18 protein-coding genes are annotated in these 19,189 nt (G+C 44.0%); 1 reads left to right on the top strand and 17 read right to left on the bottom strand.

All coding sequences use genetic code 11. The annotated features are described in order from the left end of the window. Window positions 1-25: 25 nt before the first annotated feature. The 5 genes from GPS65_RS19405 to sigY form a co-directional block, all read right to left on the bottom strand. Window positions 26-139 carry a hypothetical protein gene (locus GPS65_RS19405; RefSeq protein ID WP_003214702.1) on the bottom strand — a complete coding sequence of 38 codons (114 nt, stop codon included), beginning with the start codon at window positions 137-139 and terminating at the stop codon, window positions 26-28. A gap of 83 nt (window positions 140-222) precedes the next feature. Then, on the bottom strand, window positions 223-1,593 hold the full coding sequence (gene gdhA / locus GPS65_RS01020; protein ID WP_119125554.1) for an NADP-specific glutamate dehydrogenase: 1,371 nt from the start codon (window positions 1,591-1,593) through the stop codon (window positions 223-225). Between the two features lie 314 nt (window positions 1,594-1,907). Beyond that, on the bottom strand, window positions 1,908-2,120 hold the full coding sequence (locus tag GPS65_RS01015; RefSeq protein ID WP_088002567.1) for a transcriptional regulator: 213 nt from the start codon (window positions 2,118-2,120) through the stop codon (window positions 1,908-1,910). Then, window positions 2,117-2,428, bottom strand: coding sequence for a YxlC family protein (locus GPS65_RS01010; protein ID WP_012011714.1), 312 nt, complete (start codon window positions 2,426-2,428; stop codon window positions 2,117-2,119). Before GPS65_RS01010 ends, GPS65_RS01015 begins: the two co-directional genes overlap by 4 nt. Next, complete coding sequence (gene sigY, locus GPS65_RS01005; RefSeq protein ID WP_119125555.1) at window positions 2,428-2,958, bottom strand: RNA polymerase sigma factor SigY; 531 nt, start codon at window positions 2,956-2,958, stop codon at window positions 2,428-2,430. Before sigY ends, GPS65_RS01010 begins: the two co-directional genes overlap by 1 nt. A gap of 483 nt (window positions 2,959-3,441) precedes the next feature. Here sigY and GPS65_RS01000 point away from each other — a divergent pair, with 483 nt between their 5' ends. Further along, window positions 3,442-4,470, top strand: a complete 1,029-nt coding sequence (locus tag GPS65_RS01000; protein ID WP_119125556.1) for a pectate lyase family protein — start codon at window positions 3,442-3,444, stop codon at window positions 4,468-4,470. A 57-nt stretch (window positions 4,471-4,527) separates the two neighbouring features. On the opposite strand, the gene cydC is transcribed toward GPS65_RS01000, so the two are convergent. From cydC to GPS65_RS00940, 12 genes are all read right to left on the bottom strand, one after another. Further along, entirely contained in the window at window positions 4,528-6,261 is a 1,734-nt protein-coding gene (cydC, locus tag GPS65_RS00995) for a thiol reductant ABC exporter subunit CydC (protein ID WP_161985298.1), read from the bottom strand. Further along, a complete protein-coding gene (gene cydD / locus GPS65_RS00990; RefSeq protein ID WP_119125558.1) occupies window positions 6,251-7,987 on the bottom strand; it encodes a thiol reductant ABC exporter subunit CydD in 1,737 nt (578 codons plus the stop codon). Before cydD ends, cydC begins: the two co-directional genes overlap by 11 nt. After that, window positions 7,987-9,003 (bottom strand): cytochrome d ubiquinol oxidase subunit II, encoded by a 1,017-nt coding sequence (gene cydB / locus GPS65_RS00985; RefSeq protein ID WP_088002585.1) that lies wholly within the window; start codon window positions 9,001-9,003, stop codon window positions 7,987-7,989. Before cydB ends, cydD begins: the two co-directional genes overlap by 1 nt. Next, the gene (locus GPS65_RS00980) at window positions 8,990-10,405 is read right to left on the bottom strand and encodes a cytochrome ubiquinol oxidase subunit I (protein WP_119125559.1); all 1,416 of its coding nucleotides are present in this window, start codon (window positions 10,403-10,405) and stop codon (window positions 8,990-8,992) included. The genes cydB and GPS65_RS00980 overlap by 14 nt, the downstream gene beginning before the upstream one ends. A gap of 330 nt (window positions 10,406-10,735) precedes the next feature. Then, complete coding sequence (isdG, locus tag GPS65_RS19595) at window positions 10,736-11,857, bottom strand: heme oxygenase (protein WP_088002591.1); 1,122 nt, start codon at window positions 11,855-11,857, stop codon at window positions 10,736-10,738. Between the two features lies 1 nt (window position 11,858). Continuing rightward, on the bottom strand, window positions 11,859-12,872 hold the full coding sequence (locus GPS65_RS00970; RefSeq protein ID WP_119125560.1) for a FecCD family ABC transporter permease: 1,014 nt from the start codon (window positions 12,870-12,872) through the stop codon (window positions 11,859-11,861). After that, window positions 12,869-13,807 carry an ABC transporter substrate-binding protein gene (locus GPS65_RS00965; protein WP_119125561.1) on the bottom strand — a complete coding sequence of 313 codons (939 nt, stop codon included), beginning with the start codon at window positions 13,805-13,807 and terminating at the stop codon, window positions 12,869-12,871. The genes GPS65_RS00970 and GPS65_RS00965 overlap by 4 nt, the downstream gene beginning before the upstream one ends. 18 nt (window positions 13,808-13,825) lie before the next feature. After that, window positions 13,826-14,578 (bottom strand): class B sortase, encoded by a 753-nt coding sequence (srtB, locus tag GPS65_RS00960; protein ID WP_144481795.1) that lies wholly within the window; start codon window positions 14,576-14,578, stop codon window positions 13,826-13,828. A 26-nt stretch (window positions 14,579-14,604) separates the two neighbouring features. Then, complete coding sequence (locus GPS65_RS00955; protein ID WP_144481796.1) at window positions 14,605-15,375, bottom strand: ABC transporter ATP-binding protein; 771 nt, start codon at window positions 15,373-15,375, stop codon at window positions 14,605-14,607. Beyond that, on the bottom strand, window positions 15,362-16,348 hold the full coding sequence (locus GPS65_RS00950; protein WP_144481797.1) for a FecCD family ABC transporter permease: 987 nt from the start codon (window positions 16,346-16,348) through the stop codon (window positions 15,362-15,364). The genes GPS65_RS00955 and GPS65_RS00950 overlap by 14 nt, the downstream gene beginning before the upstream one ends. A 33-nt stretch (window positions 16,349-16,381) precedes the next feature. Next, entirely contained in the window at window positions 16,382-17,269 is an 888-nt protein-coding gene (gene isdE / locus GPS65_RS00945; protein WP_119125564.1) for a heme ABC transporter substrate-binding protein IsdE, read from the bottom strand. Between the two features lie 75 nt (window positions 17,270-17,344). After that, complete coding sequence (locus GPS65_RS00940; protein WP_119125565.1) at window positions 17,345-19,180, bottom strand: NEAT domain-containing protein; 1,836 nt, start codon at window positions 19,178-19,180, stop codon at window positions 17,345-17,347. Between the last annotated feature and the right edge of the window lie 9 nt (window positions 19,181-19,189).

Below are 19,189 nucleotides of genomic sequence, written 5' to 3'. Positions count from 1 at the left end.
TATGTGTGCATAAAAAAAAGCCGGATTATCCGGCTGATACGTTACGACGTTTAGATGCTTTCCGCTCTTTATATATTTTTCTCACCACTGGATAAATCACAGGTGCCCATTTAAAAATTTGTTTCAGCCATTTTTTCATTTCTCCCGCGCCTCCTTATTGTCATTCTTACAAGGAAGATTCCCCATCTTGTCATGAAATAAACAGGTGCGGGAGAGCAGGAGTTAAATCACGCCTTGAGCGATCATCGCATCTGCCACTTTACGAAATCCTGCAATATTTGCGCCTACGATCAAGTTTCCAGAGTGTCCATATTCGTCTGCTGTCTCTGTACACTGACGATAAATCGTCTGCATCATTTGTTTCAGCTGATCATCTACTTCCTCAAATGTCCAAGACATTCTTGCACTGTTTTGCGCCATTTCCAGCGCTGAGACACCTACTCCACCTGCATTTGCCGCTTTTGCCGGCGCAAATAGAATATCATTCTGTTCAAAAACTTTGACTGCCTTTAGAGTAGAGGGCATATTCGCTCCTTCTCCTACCGCAATGACACCATTTTCTACGAGCTGCTGTGCCTGCATCTCAGATATTTCATTTTGCGTTGCACATGGAAGCGCAATGTCACAAGGAACAGACCAAATTTGTTCGCAATCTTCAATCAATTCAGCATGCGGGTGAATGTCTATGTATGCCCCAATTCGTTGATTGCTTTCTTCTTTCAGTTGTTTCACTGTTTCTAATGAAATGCCTTGTGGATCATAAATCGCTCCGCTTGAATCACTGCATGCTACGACCTTACCACCTAGCTCTATGACCTTCTCCATCGCATAAATAGACACATTCCCTGAGCCAGATACGACAACTGAACGTCCTTCAAATTGAAATCCATTCGCTTTTAACATTTCTTCCATAAAGTACACCAGTCCATAGCCTGTTGCTTCTTTTCTGGCTAAGCTGCCTCCAAATCCAGGGCTCTTCCCTGTAAGCACACCTGCTTCATAAGCACCACGCATTTTCTTGTACTGCCCGAACATATAACCAATTTCGCGTGCCCCTACGCCAATATCACCTGCTGGCACATCTTGATCAGGCCCAATATATCGGCTGAGTTCACTCATAAAGCTTTGAACGAAACGCATGATTTCTCCATCTGATTTCCCTTTAGGATCAAAATCTGATCCACCTTTTCCTCCACCGATCGGCATACCAGTCAGTGCATTTTTAAAGATTTGTTCAAATCCTAAAAACTTGATAATGCTTGCATTGACAGATGGGTGGAAACGAATGCCTCCTTTGTAAGGACCGATGGCACTATTGAATTGAACCCTGAAACCACGGTTGACTTGTACTTTCCCCTCATCGTCTACCCATGGTACGCGAAATACCACAAGCCGTTCAGGCTCGATGAGTCGTTCTAAAATGCCTTGTTTTTCATACTCTGGATGCTTTGCAAAAACGGGAACAAGTGATTCTAGAATTTCTCTTACGGCTTGCTGAAATTCCTCTTCACCAGGATTTCGTTTTGCCACCTCTTCTAACACACGGTCGATGTAGCTTTGTGCTGTTTGTGCTGCTCGATCTAAGGTCAACATGTCTCATCTGCCTCCTTTGTATATCTTCACACATTTATCCTGTTAGATTTTCTAACGCATATTGAGATTAATTTAACACCATTTGTAAAAACTGATCAATACTGATAACAGATGAAAATGATGCCGATTTGAGATGGATCAAACAGCCGACGTCATCGTTTTTAGAAAGTATCTCTTACAGAATGACTATTGAGCTAGAAATCATGTTTTAGACACTATATATCCCGCACTCTTTGACAATTAGATGAACCATGAAAGATTTCTAGTTGATCTTCAACACGAAAAAAAGGCCTAAAGTTTTATAGGCCGGCAGCTCAATCTTTTCGGATCTTCTCTTCTTTTTTTCGATCAGGGTACACGACACAAAGCCAATATAAAATAGAAGACGATGGGAAGTTAATTAAACCGACAATGCCCCAAAACCACTTATAACGCCCTCTTTTCTTCGCATCCATAAATAAAAGCAGGCCCTGCGCAAATAGTAACGGCAATGCGCACAATAAGATGATCATCTCCGTCTGACTCATAAGGAAGACCCTCCTTTAATATGTTGATATTCCTTGATGCCGACAACGACGCAGAGCGGCACACTCACGACTTGAAGAAGAATGAAGATAAAAGGTAAATGGGTGATGGCAGCGACAAATAGTGTGAGAATGGTCAGACTGATGAGAACATACGCCAGCACTTCTTGTTTAAAACGCCTTTTCTCTTGTTCCTTCGCCTGCTTCAGCATCATCATGACAGCTTGTTCACTTGGCTCTTTCACTTCAATTTGTTCATCTAGTTGCTGTAACTCTTCCTTTAAACGTTCTGTGAACTGATCTTCCTTCATTAAGACCACTCCTTTCGAATTTTCTTTAACCCATGATGAACCCTCGACTTCACAGTGCCTTCTCTCATACCGAGCATTGAAGCAATCTCTGGATAAGTAAAGCCATAATAATAGTGCAAAATAATCGGCGCTCTCTCCTGAGCCTTCAATTCGTTTAGAGCATCCCACATCTCGTGCCAAGTATGGCCCTTTTGCTGAATCTCCCATTTAAAACGGCGCATCGTCTCTTGATTTGCCTTTCCTTCCCTCAATTGTTCACGTTTTCTTTTCTTCTGGTGATCCAAAAATTGTCTAGATGCAATGGATATGAGCCATGTTGAGAATAAGGAATCTCCTCTAAATGAAGAGAGTTTCATGTACGCTTTCAGCATCGTTTCTTGCATGATTTCTTCTGCAAGCTCTTGTTGAAGGGTGAGCTTCATTATATAACGGTAAAGAAAGGAATAATGATGACGATATAGGGCTGTAAATGCAGCATCTTCCCCCTGTTTTGCCCGCTGAATCAATAGTGTCTCTTCTGTCTGCTCCAAACACACCCCTCCTTCCTTTTTTCTTCTCTTATTCATGAGACGACACGTATGACGATATCGTTCAAAATAGACTCTATTTTTTTAGCTTGTTTGCTTTTCTCCCTGTTGGTCCAGTAATTGAAGCGTTAAATATCCAGTTTTTTCTTATGAAATGATTATGACATTCCTTCGTCTCTCACAAAATGATTCGTTCTGATTTTCTATCAAGCGGACAAGCTCTCTTTCATAATCACTAGGTAATCCCAATACCTATCGTCAATGATCCTTGTCTCATTTAGACAAAAATAAAATAATCATGGCCTCAGTTTTCTAGAAAATCACGGAATACATAGCGCCAATTCTTAGCCGATGATACCTTTTTGCGTGCTATGCTCTTCCTACATTCCGAAAAAGGCGATACTGGCGAAGGAAGGAGGAACAGTTGAATTGCAGCTTATTTTTGGAAACGTTTACATTAAAACAAAATGAATGGAGATGTTGACTTTGAAGAAAAAAGTTCCATTGTTAGCTGGTGTGTTAGCGGTTGGTCTCGTGACTTCATTATTTGCACCTAATGGGGAGGCAAAAGCGGCAGCAAAGTACCCTGAAAGCCCTTCTATTATGGCCAATTTTAATCAACAAGGATTCTCCACATTAAATGGTGGTACAACAGGCGGTGAAGGTGGTAAAACCGTCACAGTCAAAACTGGAAATGAATTATTGGCTGCCATCAAAAGTAAAGGAAAAAACGAAAAGTTAAAAATTGTTGTCGACGGGACGATTACCCCTTCTAATACATCTGCCAATAAAATCGATGTGAAAGATACAAACAATGTCTCGATCGTCGGCAAAGGCACGAAAGGTGAATTTAATGGCATTGGCATTAAAGTATGGCGTGCCAATAACATCATCATTCGCAACCTGAAAATTCATCACAGCAAAATCGGTGACAAGGATGCCATCGGAATCGAAGGCGCTTCTAAAAACGTATGGGTCGACCATAATGAACTGTACAATACTTTAAACTCTGGTAAAGATGATTATGATGGATTATTTGATGTGAAAAATGACTCCGACTATATTACCTTCTCTTGGAACTATGTTCATGACAGCTGGAAAACGATGCTCATGGGCAGCTCTGATAACGACAACTACAACCGAAAAATCACATTCCACAACAACCGTTTTGAAAACCTGAATTCTCGTGTACCATCTATGCGCTTCGGGGAAGGTCATGTGTATAACAACTACTATAAAGGTATCCATACAACAGCGATTAACTCTCGTATGGGCGCAAAAATGAGAATTGAGCACAACGTATTTGAAAATACAAAAAATGCGATTGGCAGCTGGGACAGCCGTCAAGTCGGTACATGGCATGTCATCAACAACTCATATATTAACAGCTCAGGCAGTCTGCCAACGTCTTCTACAGGTACGTACAACCCTCCTTATAACTACTCTTTGCTTAACGTGAACAATGTCAAATCAGAAGTAGTATCAAATGCTGGTGTTGGAAAAGTAAACCCTTAAAACCACAAAACGTTCGGGCAGAAATCTCTGTCCGAACGTTCTTGTCATTACATCTATTTATATTGTAGAAAACGGCCGATCCATCTCATACAATTTTTGATAGCGCGGGTTTTCTTTCAGTAGTTCCTGATGCTCCCCCTGCATCTCAATTTGACCATCTTCAATAAACATAATGCGGTCACATGCCTCACAGCCAGTGAGATGATGGGTAATCCAAATGACCGTTTTTCCTTTTAACACACGGAAAATGGTTTCAAGCAACTCACGCTCTGTACGTGGGTCAAGTCCAACGGTGGGCTCATCTAATACAACAATCGGGGTGTTTTGCAGCAAAATACGGGCTAACGCCATCCGTTGTCTTTCTCCCCCTGAGAAACGAATCCCTGTCTCCTGCACACCGGTGTGATAACCCTCTGGCAAAGATTCGATGGTATCGTGCAGCTGCACTTGTCTCGCTGCTTCTTTTACTTGTTCCTCTGTCGCATGAGGAGAGCCTAAGCGAATATTGTTTAAAACAGAGGTATCGAATAAATACGGCTGCTGATTGAGCACTGACACATAGGTAGACACGTTCTCTCGAATGCTTTCGACCGGTTTCCCCTGAATGCTGACAGCTCCTTGATTTGGCACGACAGCTCCTTCTAACAATTTCAAAATAGTCGATTTTCCTGCACCGCTTTTCCCTAAGAGAGCAAGTGATTCCCCTTGCTTTAGTGAAAATGAGAGTTGCTTTAGCACGGGTTGGTGCAAATCATACCCAAAGGACACTTGTTCAAAAGAAACAGCTTTATTTTGAGAAACAGCCGACTGGTCAACTGTCTTGCGCTCAGATTCTCCTTCATACGAAAGCTTTTCATAATGATGTAATCTGCTGACAGCATGCTGATAGACCGGAATATCACCTGCTGCATCTGAAAGTGGAAGAAAGGCCTCTGTTAACGGAAAAAGCACAAGCACGAAGGCTGCAATTAGGGTGTGTGACATCGAGCCTGACTGGACGACGGAACCGCTCCAATACACGACAAGCACAACAGCTCCTCCAATGATAAGCTGTGCCAAAAACTGGCGCAGACGGATAAATCGGTGCTTGGCTGCTTCAAGCGCTAACAGCTGCGCTTCTTTCTTTTCATATTCATCCACAAAATCTTTCTGCCTACCGCTAAACAGCCAATCACTCACGCCCATGACGGCATCTGTTAAATGGCTATACAGTTCATTTCTGCCTTTTTTCATTTGAGTTTGTCTCGCCCGGTTCACTAGCACTGTGACGTATGGGAAAACAAATACAAGAAGTGCCATATAAATCAGCATTAAGCCAGCAAAAGGCCACGAGAATAGACCAAGTGCCCCAATGGATGCTGCGTATAAAAGCAGTGCACCGATGGATGGAAAGATGGTTTTTAAATAGGCGTCCTGTAGTCTCTCAACATCATCTGACAAGAGCCCTAGCATTTCACCTGTACCTAGCTTTGTCTGTTTCGCACTTCGTTCAGCCATGTCATATAGGCGGACACGCATTTTTTCAATCATGGTCAAAATGAGCTGGTGGCTCGCCAATCTTTCTGCATAACGGGCAGCTGAGCGTGAAATACCAAAGGTACGGACAGCTACAATTGGGACGTAGACCATAAGTATATTCTCAGGTCTTGTGGCAGCTTTTGAAATGAGAAATCCTGACGTATACATCAGCATAGAAGCAGAGAATACTGCAATTGCCCCTAGAAATAAAACCAGCGCAAACAGCTTTTGATTCTCCTTGATATAAGGTATAAACCAGCCTTTACTTACCATGTGTGACCGCCCCCATTTGCTCCTGTACCAATTGATAATACACGCCTTCTCTTTGCATTAATGATTCATGTGTACCCATTTCCGCAATTGTTCCTTCATCCATGACAATGATCTCATCCATATCTGGCATCCAATGGAGCCTATGTGTCGCTAAGAACACAAGTTTATCTTCAAACAGCGGAAGCATTGTTTTCTTCAATTCATACTCTGTCTCAATATCGAGATGTGCCGTTGGTTCATCTAACAGCATAATGAACCGCTTGCCCAGCACCGTTCGCGCAAGCGCAATTCTTTGTGCCTGTCCGCCGCTTAGTCCTCTTCCTTGTTCTCCAATGACCTCATCAAAGCCATTTGGTAGCTGCGCCACGAGCTGAGATAAGCCCGCTTCTCTGGAAGCTCTTTCCACTTCTTCATCTGTTGCATGCGGTTCATAAAAACGAATGTTTTCTCTTAATGTCATGTGAAATAAATAAGGGTGCTGAGGCATATAGACGACTTCCTTTTGCCATTCCTTCATCTGTAAATGCACAAGCGAATTGCCGTTTAGTGTGATTTGACCTGAGGTCGGTTCAACAAAGCCGCCGAGCACATCGGTTAACGTCGATTTCCCTGAACCACTGGCACCAATGATTCCGATTTTCTTCATCCCTTTGACAGTAAGATCTACATCCTGAATTGAATAAGGGGCATGTTCGTCATGCTGGACACTCACATCATGCAGGGTGAGTGCAGACTGTTCATTCCACTCGTTCAATTGCACTGATTGTGTCTCCTGCGTGCGGAAGCCCTTTTCTTCTAAAATGACCTGCATCGCTTCATTCGCTTCTTTTCCATTTAGCGTGGCATGATAATCATTTCCCACTTCACGTACTGGCAGGAAATATTCTGGTGCCAGCATGAGCGCCGTCAAAGCCGGCAATAAGAGAAGCTCTCCTTCAATTAATCGCAAGCCAAGAAAGACAGCGACGGTTGCAATCGACAGCATGGAAAAGAAATCCAGCGCAAATGATGAAAGAAATGCGACCTTCAGCGTACTCATGGTCGCCTTTCGATATCGCTTTGACACTTCCCCGATATTGCGAGAATGTTTTTTGCTAATGCCTAAGTAACGAAGCGTTTCAAGGCCGCGGAGAGAATCAGTAAAATGATTGGATAATTTCTCATACGATCTCCATTGTTTGGCCGCTTTACGCTGAGCGACTAGACCTAGCAAAATCATAAAGATAATTAATATCGGTAGCGTCACGATTAAAATAACAGCAGATGTGTCGTCTAATGTCCAAACATAGATGAGGACCATTGCCGGTATCACTGCCATGTTCACCATTTTCGGTAAAAACAGCTGTAAATACTGACGATATTGAGCAATTCCCTCCATCGCTAATGTGACAAGCTTTCCTGTACCCTTTTTCTTTGTGAAAGCTGGGCCTAAACGAAAGAGTTGGTCTAACAGCTGTTTTCTGATGTCTGCTCCAATTCGGGAAGAGTAGGTAAACATGACCTTCTCCCGAATCAAGGTGAGACCGTGCCGCACAAGAAAGGCAGCAAGAAACAGCAGGACATAAGGCGTTGCCTGCGAAAGGCTTTTCCCGTCAAACAGCGTAGTAATGGCATGTGCCAGCCACTGTGCTTGGAAAATAATACTTGCTCCTTGGATGAGTGACACAATACCTAAGAGGGCAAGAAGCCCTCTTATTCCTTTTAATTGAAGCAAACGTTTATCCATTAGTAGGTCATTGGCTCCTTACCGCTTACACGTTTACGGAAGACGTAATAGCTCCAAATTTGATACCCAAGCACAAAGGGCAGCAAAGAAATGGCAACAATCGTCATGACCGTCAGTGAATAAGATCCAGATGCAGCGTTTTGAATGGTCAAATCAAATGTATGGTTGATTGAACTAATCATGACGCGCGGGAACAATGCAGTGAAAAGCATCGTCACTGTCACCATGATGCCAGCACCTGTGAATAGGAATGTCCAGCCATCACGTTCTTTTTTCATAAAGAATAGCGCCGCTACGTAACAAACCACGATGAGAACAGTTAACGGAATGGTGATGATCGGGCGTACCGTATAAATGTCTGTTTCCATGATAGATACACCAACAAATAGGACAAGTACTGGCAGCGCAATCAGCAGGACACGCTTGCCAAGCTTTCTCGCACGATCTCTTAAATCACCCTCTGTACGAAGTGTGACGAAAATCAATCCGTGCAGTAGGCAAAGAATCGTTACAGCTAATCCGCCTATCACTGAATAAAGGTTAACAAAATCCGTAAAACCAGCGTACATGTTCATGTCTTGATCAATTGGCATCCCGCGTAAAATACTTGTGAATAGCACACCGAGTAAAAACGGTGGCAACAGACTGCCAAAGAAGATGACCCAGTCCCATGCTTTGATCCAAGAGGCTTTCTCAACCTTCCCTCGGAATTCAAAGGCAACTCCGCGCCCGATGAGCGCTAAGAGGAGAACCGCAAACGGTATATAGTATCCACTGAACATCGTGGCATACCAGTGCGGGAAAGCAGCGAAAATTGCGCCCCCAGCTGTAATCAGCCAGACCTCATTCGCATCCCAGAAAGGTCCAATCGTGTTAATTAAAATGCGGCGTTCGTGCGCATCCTTACCAAGTAGCTGCATGGACATCCCAACACCAAAATCAAATCCTTCTAAGAAGAAAAATCCAACAAACAATACTGCGACAAGAATAAACCAAATCTCGTTAAGATATGCCATGATATGCGCCTCCATCAAATGGATCTGTAGACAGGTCCGTTTCATCCTTTTGATCTGTATCCTCTTCCGAATGTGCACCTTTTTTAATTTCTCGAATGAATAGGTAGGCAAGCAAGATGGCAAGAATCAGATAAATCGTCGTAAAGCTAATGACTGAGAATAACAGCATGCCGTACGATACGTTTGGTGAAATCGATTGAGCCGTCGTCATCATTCCAAAGACCGTCCACGGCTGACGCCCAATTTCGGTCATAATCCAGCCAGCTGAGTTCGCAATAAATGGGAATGAAATCATCCCTACCATGAAGCGTAAAAACCATTTGTTCGTTTCGAGTTTTTTTCTAAAGCTTAAGTACAAGCCAATCATACTGGCAAAAATCATCAGCATGCCGGCACCAACCATGATTCTAAAGCTCCAGAACGTTGTTTTTACTGGCGGAATATAGTCTCCAGGACCAAACTTTGCTTCATATTCTTTTTGAAGGGTCAGCATGCCTGGCACATCTCCACTAAATTTTGAATAAGCCAAGTAACTTAAAGCAAACGGAATATTGATCTCCGCAGAGTTTTCTTTTTTATCTGTATCAATATTGGCAAATAGTGTCCAAGCCGCTGGATCTCCACTATCCTTCCAAAGGGCTTCACTTGCTGCCATCTTCATCGGCTGTGATTCCATTAAGTGCTTCGCTTGGTCATGTCCAGAGAACGCCACACCTAAGCCAGAAATTAAAGCGAGAACCATCGCAATCTGGAATGATTTTTTGAAAAAGGCGATTTCTTGTTTTTTGATCATTTTATAGGCACTAACTCCTGCGATAAAGAATGCACCTGTAGCCAGCGCACCAAACAGAACGTGCGGGAATTCAACCCAAAGCTGCGGGTTTGTTACAAGAGCGCCAAAATCATTCATTTCTGCACGGCCATTTTTAATCACAAATCCAACTGGTTCTTGCATAAATGAGTTGGCGAGTAAAATCCAAAACGCCGAAAAGATCGTACCAAGGGAAACGAGCCAAATACACAATAAATGAATCTTCTTCGGCAAGCGATCCCAGCCGAATATCCAAAGTCCAATAAATGTAGATTCAAGGAAAAAGGCGAGCAGTGCTTCAATGGCAAGCGGCGCACCAAATACATCACCGACAAACCTTGAATAATCTGACCAGTTCATCCCAAACTGGAATTCTTGGAGAATCCCTGTCACCACACCTACTGCAAAATTGAGTAAGAATAGATGACCCCAAAACTTCGCCATTTTTTTATAAATCTCTTTTTTCTTGACGACATAAAGGGTCTGCATCAATGCAACGATAAACACCAAACCTATTGACATAGGAACAAAAATAAAATGAAATAATGTCGTTGAAGCAAATTGAAATCTTGCTAAAAACAGCTCACTCACAGCCTTACATCCTCCCTTACTTTCACATGCCGAATGATTTGAATATTTATGCTCACCATTTCACAAAATGTTCACTATTTGTTCAACAATTCACAAATAATAGCCTGTTTGAAATGGTTTACTCGGTGAAATTTTACTCTTGCTTTTCATTCGGTTAGTTATTTATACCTGTACTTTACACCCATACGCTTCAAAAATAAAGTAAATTTTACCTAAAAATTGGATGGTATTGTGTCAGTTGTTTGAATACTTTGTCAAAGAAATGTGACAGAAAGTAAAAAAACGCAAAAAAATAGCGCTGCACGTGAGCTGCAGCGCTTTGTTTCTTTTTTAGGCTTTTTTCTGTAAAGCCGGTCTAGTCACTTGTACTTCATAGTACGTAATTTTGTTTTTCAATAGGCCTTCAGGTTTCGCTTTTCCATGAGCGTGCGCATCACCAAATGCCTGAGATTTTGTCCAGTTCACGAAGTCTTCTTTTCGATTCCAGCGTGTATGAATGGTCACTTCATCGTAATCGGTTGTCTGCTGTGTGACCCAGACCTCCATGCCTAAAAATCCTTCCATGAATTCTACTTGTCCCTGCTTGTTAAAACGTTTGACGAGGTGGTCGGCACTGCCTTTTTCTACTCTTACCTGGTTATTCACAATGATCATGTTTTGTTCATCTCCCTTTTGTTGTTGGATCGAAGCGATTGGAATAATCAGCGGATGCTCACCGTCTAAGTGAACCTCAGCCTGAATCCCAAAGACCTCTTTGAAAAAGCTTTCTGTTAATACGTCTTTTGGTGTCCCTATTTGGTAAATCTGACCACGCTTCATCGCGATGAGGCGGTCACAATATTTTGCTGCCTGCTGCAGGTCGTGAAGAACCATTAAAATGGTGATTCCATGCGTCTTATTCAGTTGTTTGAGTAGCTCTAGTAAATCAAGCTGATGCGCAATATCTAGGTAAGTTGTCGGCTCATCCAGAATAATCGTCTCTGTCTTCTGAGCAAGCGCCATCGCAATATACGCTTTTTGCCTTTCTCCGCCAGACAATGTATGCAGCATTCTATTTTCATTGATACGGCTATTGGTCACATCAAGCGCCCACTCAATCGCTTCTTGATCTGTCTTCGAGCTTTTTTTCCAGATCGAACGATGCGGACTGCGTCCAAGTGCGACCAGCTCCCGTACGGTCATAGATGGAATAGCTGTCCTCGTCTGCATGAGAACGGCGATCTCCTTTGCAATCTCCTGAGCCGTCATCTCTTTTTGCGGTATATCGTGAATGTATATCATGCCGCTTTCGATTGATGTAAGGCGTGCGGCTGCTTTAATAAAAGTCGACTTACCTGATCCATTCGGTCCAATAATGCCTGTCACGCTTCCTTTAGGAACAGCTGCTGATATAGATGAGAGCTGAAAGCCTCCTTGACTGAGACTCACGTCATCCATAGCGATCACATCCAACTTAACCCCTCCCTTTCTTTTTTAATAAATAGAGGAAGAAAGGTGCACCGATGCAGGCAAGCAAGATACCGACAGGCAGTTCAACTGGCGTAAACCATACCCTTGCCGCTGTATCTGCAAAAACCACAAGCACGCCTCCGCCCAGCATTGAGATTGGCAGCAGGTACCGGTAGTCATCTCCAATTAAAAGACGGATAAAATGAGGAACGACCAGTCCGACAAAGCCTATTAAGCCGCTCACACTTACTGCTGCACCAGCTAAAAGTGCCGCTAGTGCAATTAAGAAAAACCGTGTGCGCTCTACTCTGAGACCGAGTAGCTGAGCTGATTCATCGCCAAGCAAAAGAAGATTTGCCGGCTTGATGGCAAAAAAACAAAGGCACAATCCAGCGAGCGCATAGGGCGACACGAAGCTTAGATGATGCCAGCTCCGTCCATTTAATCCTCCTGATAAAAAGGGCAGGACAGCCTGCACACGCTCACTATAAAGCACCATAAACCCATTCATCACCGCCCCAAGCAGGGCATTGACTGCCACTCCCGCCAAAATCAGCTTCAGCGGGGAAACCCCTTGATCAAATGAGAGCATATACACCACAAGTGCCGCTAATAAAGCGCCAAGGAAAGCAGAGGCTGGAAGCAGATACGTGAATTGTGGAAACACGATCATGCTGAGCACAGCAGCCAATCCGCCGCCAGCTGTCACACCGATGATGCCAGGGTCAGCGAGTGGATTTCGGACGACTCCTTGTAAAATCGCCCCTGATGCTGCGAGACAGGCCCCAACGATGAAACCGATGAGAACGCGCGGCAGACGTAAATCCATCACTATTTTCTCATGGACAGGCTGACCTGACCCCGTCAAAGCAGCGAGTAAGTCTTGTAGTGTTAATTGAACAGAACCTAATGCAAGTCCTAGACATGCGCCTACAACTAACGAGATGAACAGCCCGGGTATCAGCCATCTTCGCCTCGACTGTCTTTTTTGAAAATCTAATTCTGCATTCATTTTCATGATGACAATCGCTTCAATCTTTTCTCTAGTTCATCAATCGCTTTCATCACGTCTGCACCTGGATTCGTCCCAAATAGATCACTAGGCAAAATCTCGACATGTCCATGTTTGACGGCTGACACATCGTGCCATGCGGCATTCTGCTTCATTTCACTCATAAAGCCCGCTTTCACATCTTCAGGATTGCTGTGGGTCATAAGCAGGATAAGATCAGGATCAGCTTCGATGACCTTCTCTGCATTGATTTGAGCGTATTGAGGGAATTTCTCGAGTGCCGGTTCATTCTCCGCAATGTTCGTCCCTCCAGCGATGTGCAGTAAATCTCCGCTTAAGGATTGAGGTAGTGCCGCCATATATGTGCCAGGTGCCCCGTATACAACGAGTGTCTTCACTTTTTTCTGAGGCTGTTTGACCTGCTTTTTCCGCTGATCGATTTGCTTGTTAAGCGCTTTTGCCTCTTGCTGCTTCCCTAGCAAATCTCCGAATAACGTAATTTGCCGCTGGATGTCCTTTACTGAATTGGCACTTGTCAAAAGAAGCTGTGAACCAATTCCTTCTATTGTAGAGATGTCCTTGCTGTTTAATTGTTCATTCCCAAGTACTACATCGGGCTTTAAGCTTGTGATGAGCTCTACATCAAATTGATGTGTTGTACCAATTGTTTGGACAGATGTAGCCTGTTGTAAGCTTTCTGGTAATTCGGCGGCCGGACGACCGACCACCTCGCCGCCTAAGGCATATAGGATGCTCATGTCTCCAGTCGATAATGAGACAATACGCTGAGGGGAGTCTTCAAACGACAGTGTTCTGCCGGCAAAGTCCTTTATCTTCAGCGCACCTTGTCCGCTCCCTTTCTCTACAGGTGCTGCCTGACTGCATCCGACGAGGAGTAACATTAAGACAAGTCCCATGAAAATCACATGTGAAAATTTCAACCGCCTGTCTCTCCTTTTCTAGTAAACTTTCTTTAGCTTTGCCTGTACCACGAGACGCCCGTTTTTCGGTGCAAGCACATGATCACAGGTCGATAGAGTGAGGATGAGGTCATCTGTGGACACGTCTGTCTTCGTTTGATAGATTGATTTTTTCCGCACAGCTTGCAAGTAGTGCGCATATTCGCCAAGATCTTGAAAATCGGTTTGAATATAATCGAAGTCCACCGTTGTTTCATACACGGCAAAAATCTCCGCCTCATAGCTTTGATACAGCGTATCGTATTGAAATGTCCGATGTTCATCGAAGAAATCCTTTTTTAAATAGTTTGTGAGTCCAGCGAACATGGACCCATCCCTCATTCGATGCCCGTACACCACAGTATTCGGGCTTTCATGCAAGACGTCATTGCGATAATCCATAAAAATACTGCCTGCCCTGGTGTCATTTTTTAAGTAATTACGGGTTAAGTAGAACGCATTATCGCGAGATTGGACGATTGGGTACTGGATCATTGTGTCCTTCATGTTGATCCACCCAACAATGTCATCGTTTACCTTCCGCAGTTCATCAAATGATGTACGAATGGTTCCTGGCTCCCGGTTTTCATTCATTCCTGGCTCATGTCCGTACATCGTCTGAGCCTTTGCAAGCACCTGCCGATTTTGATAATAGCCGAACAGTTCTAAGCCAATCGCCGAACCGCTATAAATGAATACACCTAAACAGACGATTGTCAGCATACGCTGCCAGACCCGTTTTCGTCTTTTCACACTGTCTCACCTGCTTTTTGCACAGCTTATATACCAACAGGCACGATGTACATCCCTGTTTCTGCATCCTGTTTAATCGTGACGGACACATCATAAATGTGCCGCACATTTTCTTCTGTTAACACATCATTTGGTTGTCCTTCACTCATAATCCGCCCATTCTTCATCGCAATGATGACATCGCTGTAGCGGACAGCTTGGTTCATGTCGTGCAGCACCATAACGATTGTTAGTCCATGTACGACATTGAGCTCACGGATCAGCTCAAGAATGTCAAATTGATAGTAGATATCCAAATAGGTTGTCGGTTCGTCTAAGAAAAGGATCGGCGTTTTTTGCGCAAGTGCCATCGCAATCCATACTCGCTGCCGCTCACCGCCTGACAGTGAGGCGAGCGGCACCTTTCGTTTTTCCGTTAGCTTTGTACTAGAAAGCGCCCACTCTATCGCTCTCTCATCCTCTTCCTTGTCTCCTCCGCGCATCGTCTGATACGGCGTTCTGCCGAATGCCACGACCCTTTCGATCGTTAAATCAAGCGGTGCTTCATTTTGCTGATGAACGACAGCGAGCTTTTTTGCCAGTTCCTTTGGCTTAAACGCATTCAGCGCTTGGCCGTCTAAGTAAATCTGCCCTTTGTTTGGCGCATGGTTATGCGCCATCAATGAAAGCAGTGTGGATTTCCCCGAGCCATTCGGACCGATAATGGTTGTGATTTTCCCTTTTTCAATGTGTGTGGTGACCGATTGAACGATGTCCTTCTGCTGGTCATATGAGAATGACACCTCACGAATGTCCATGAAGACGATCCCCCCTTCTTAGTAAAAAGATCAGAAATGGTCCGCCAATCACGGCCATGATCGTAGAAGCAGGAATTTCATTTGGCGCGACAAGCGTCCTGCCGAGTGTATCAGCCGTTAGAATCAGCAAAGCCCCGCCTAACGCAGAAAATGGAATGAGTACCCGGTGATCCGAGCCGACAAGTCTTCTTGAAATGTGCGGGATAAGCAAACCGACAAACGCGATCACGCCCGCTACCGCTGCTGTCACCGCCGCAAGCAATACAGCTGTGATGGAAATCAAAAGGCGCATTCTGGTCACACGCAATCCTAAATTTTTCGCTGTCTTGTCCTGAAGAGCCAAGAGGTTACACCACCTACTAAAGAAAAGGGCTACGACAAGACCGACGACACCATAGACTCCGATTAAACGGACATCTCCCCACGTTTTCATCGTGAGATTCGACTGTCCTGACTGATTGATCGTGATATTGAAATAACTGCAAATGGTCACAAATGCTTCAGCCATTCCAGTAAACATGGCATTGATGGCGATCCCAACCAAAATCATACGGATGGGGCTTAATCCACCCTTCCAAGACAGAACATACACGAGGAAACACGCAATGGCTCCGCCTAACACCGAAAATAAAGGAGAGTAGAAATAAAATTGAGGAAGTGCTGTTATGGCCATTAAAGAAAAGAAGCTGGCTCCTGATGAAATTCCAATGACGCCGGCATCAGCTAATGGATTCCTCATGACCGACTGTAGCAGTACACCGGAGACTGATAAGGCGGCCCCTGTAAACATGGCAATGAGCATGCGAGGAATTCTGAGATCTTTAATGATTTCTACCTGTGCATGTTGACCGGTGATGAGCCCTTCCAATAATTCAATCGGGGTGACATGAATGCTCCCAGTAATGGCGGAATAAATAAACACGCACACTAGTAAGACACTGACTGTCAGAAATAAAACTCCTGTTTTTTTCATCTTAAACGTCCTTTTATCATTCAGATTCGCCGCTTATGACGGATACAGCATACGCGTTAGTTCATCTAATGCTTCTGCTGCCTTTAAATTGCCTGTTGTCCCGAATAAGCTTTCTTCGAGGTCATACACCCGGTTTTGCTTGACTGCATGAAAATGCTTCCAAATGTCATTTGTTTTAAATTCTTGATCAAACATGCGAACGACTTCATCTGGCATCCCATGTGCGGCCCGGAGGATGATATCTGGATTGGCTTTTTGTAAATACTCCGTATTGGAAGCCAAATACTCCATTTTCTCACCTTTGACAATGTTCTCTCCGCCTGCGATACGTACAAGATCACCAATATATGAATGCTCTGTCGCCACCAAATAACTGCCTGGTACACCAAGTAAAATCAGAACGGATGGCTTTCGTTTTCCCTTCGTCTTCTCTTGTATGTCTTTCTTTTTTTGTTCAAAATCAGTCACGATGCGCTTGGCTTGTTTCTTTCTGTCATACTGATCTCCGAGCTTCGTGATCGCCTTTTCCATGTTAGCCATGCTCTCGAGATTTAAGTATGTAGCAGGGACACCAGCTTGCTGAAAGGGTGTCTCTAAATCATATTGAAGGGTTGTCACAGACAGGACATCTGTCGGTTGAAGTGATTGGATGATTTCCATGTCTGGGCTCATTGGATTACCGACTTCCGGCAGTCCTTTATAACGAGCTGGCAAGGATTTTTGGCTAGTTGGCACCCCGACAAGATCGATCTCTAAGGCATCCATGATCTCCACAGCGGCTACAGTTGTTGCCACAATGCGCGCATTTGATTCTACGCTTTTTTTGCTTTTTGCTGAGCTTTCAGCTGACTGTGAGCAGCCCGATAAGATCACGCACACACTGAAGGCAGCGATCAAGGTACATAACATTCGATGCTTCAAAAACAGAAGCCCCCTTTCGAAAAAAGAGAGTGGATGCGTCGATGATCTCGGCGCATCTCACTTCAACTAAACCATTTATCTTGTTCTTGTTTGATACTTTCTAACGAGTACGAATAATGACCCGCCGAATAAAAGAATATACACCCAAAGAAGAGAGGTATCTCCTGTTTTTGGATTCAGCTGTCCAGTCTCAGACTTGGTTTGGTCATCTGATGGAGTAAAAGTTAACTGCTCTGCGCCTGTTTCCTCTGGCACTAAATTCTCAAGTTGATTCGGTTGATTTGGTTGAGAATCGCGATCATTTGGATTTTTGACAAAGCCAATACTCTCATCGTCTCCAATGACCGTTCGAATCCCGCTTCCTTCACCAAGAGCAATTCCTTTCGTGTCATAGACAAGTTGGACATCGTACTGCTCATGATAATTCGCAGCCGGAATATCAATTTTCACGCGTGCTGCCTGAGCCGTGCTTAAGCTTTTGACTTCATATTGAATCACTCGTGTATCTGATTTTTGATCTGTTTTTGCAACAAGCGTCTCCTCAAACTTGCCGCCTGTTCCTACTTGGAAGGACGTGATGGCTGAGCTATTCTTCACTGTATATGAAACGAAATGGCGGCCATTTTTCACAACCAGTGTCGCAGGGCTCACGACGTAATCGTTCATACGAGAAAGCTCATCCTTGTCTGCTTTCTTCATAGAAAAAGGAAGCTTGTATACACCGTCTTTAAGCTGAGCCGTCACTTGAGCAGCTCCGCCGTTATTTGTTTCTGGTGATGGTGTGTTTGGTTTTGGTGTTTCTGGTGTAGCAGGCGTTTCTGGCGTAGCAGGCGTTTCTTCCTCTACCTGTCCGGCTTTAAGTGGCGCGATACTCTTTGCATCGAATTGAAAACGAATATCGTAGGTTTGCTCATAGTGAGCGGCTGCTACGACAACGTGTACTTTTCCTTTGACCGCTTTTTTCAAATCTGCGACATCAAATGATACCACTCTTGTGTTCTTTGCTTTATCTGTACTGACAGTCTTCACTTCTTGATAAGAACCGTTTTTCTCTGTTTTCAAGGAAGCAACAGACGTATCGTCCTTCACCGTAAAGGAAATGGTTCGTTTTCCATTTTTGATGGTTAAGGATGCAGGATGTGAGAAGTATTGATTCATCCGAGATGACTCATCTTCATCCCCTTTGAGCACACTGTAATTGATGCGGTACTCGCCATCTTTCAGTTGATTTTGCGTAGAATCCACTGGTTTTGTGCCAGTTTGATCATCCGGCTTTGTTTCGTTATCGTCTGGCTTTGTGCCAGTTTGATCATCTGGCTTTGTTTCGCTATCGTCCGGCTTTGTGCCAGTTTGGTCATCTGGTTTTGTTTCGCTATCGTCTGGCTTTGTGCCAGTTTGGTCATCTGGTTTTGTTTCGCTATCGTCTGGCTTTGCAGGTGTAACGAGCGTTAGGCTGCTTTGATCGAATGCAAGCTGCACATCATATGCTTCGTCATAAATAAAGCCGCCTAAATCCCAGTAAATTTTCACCCAACCGTTTAATTTGGCTGATAAGTCGGCAACATCAAATTTGATCACACGTGTATTGGCAGTTTCATCCTCACTAACGGTTTCAGTGGTGACAAGATTGCCATTTTGTTCGACCTTGAAATCTGTAATCTCTTTGCTTTGCTTCAGTGTGACATAGGCAGTCGTTTTGCCATTTTCCACAATCAGCTTAGCTGGCTTTTCTGTATACGTATCCATCATGGACGCTTCTGTGCTGCCATTTTTTAAAACAGTGAACCCGACTGTGTATTCACCATCAACAAATGATGCAGCTTGTGCCGTTCCTTGAGGAATCTGAAATGCAGTCAACAAACTGAATAAAATGAGCAGAATGGCTGCCTTTAGATGTAAAAGACGTTTCAAATGGTGACA

The organism is Bacillus pumilus (assembly GCF_009937765.1).
In the GTDB taxonomy this organism is placed as follows: domain Bacteria; phylum Bacillota; class Bacilli; order Bacillales; family Bacillaceae; genus Bacillus; species Bacillus pumilus_O.
Note: the sequence above shows the minus strand (reverse complement) of the source record. Positions and strands in the feature narration are given on the sequence as shown.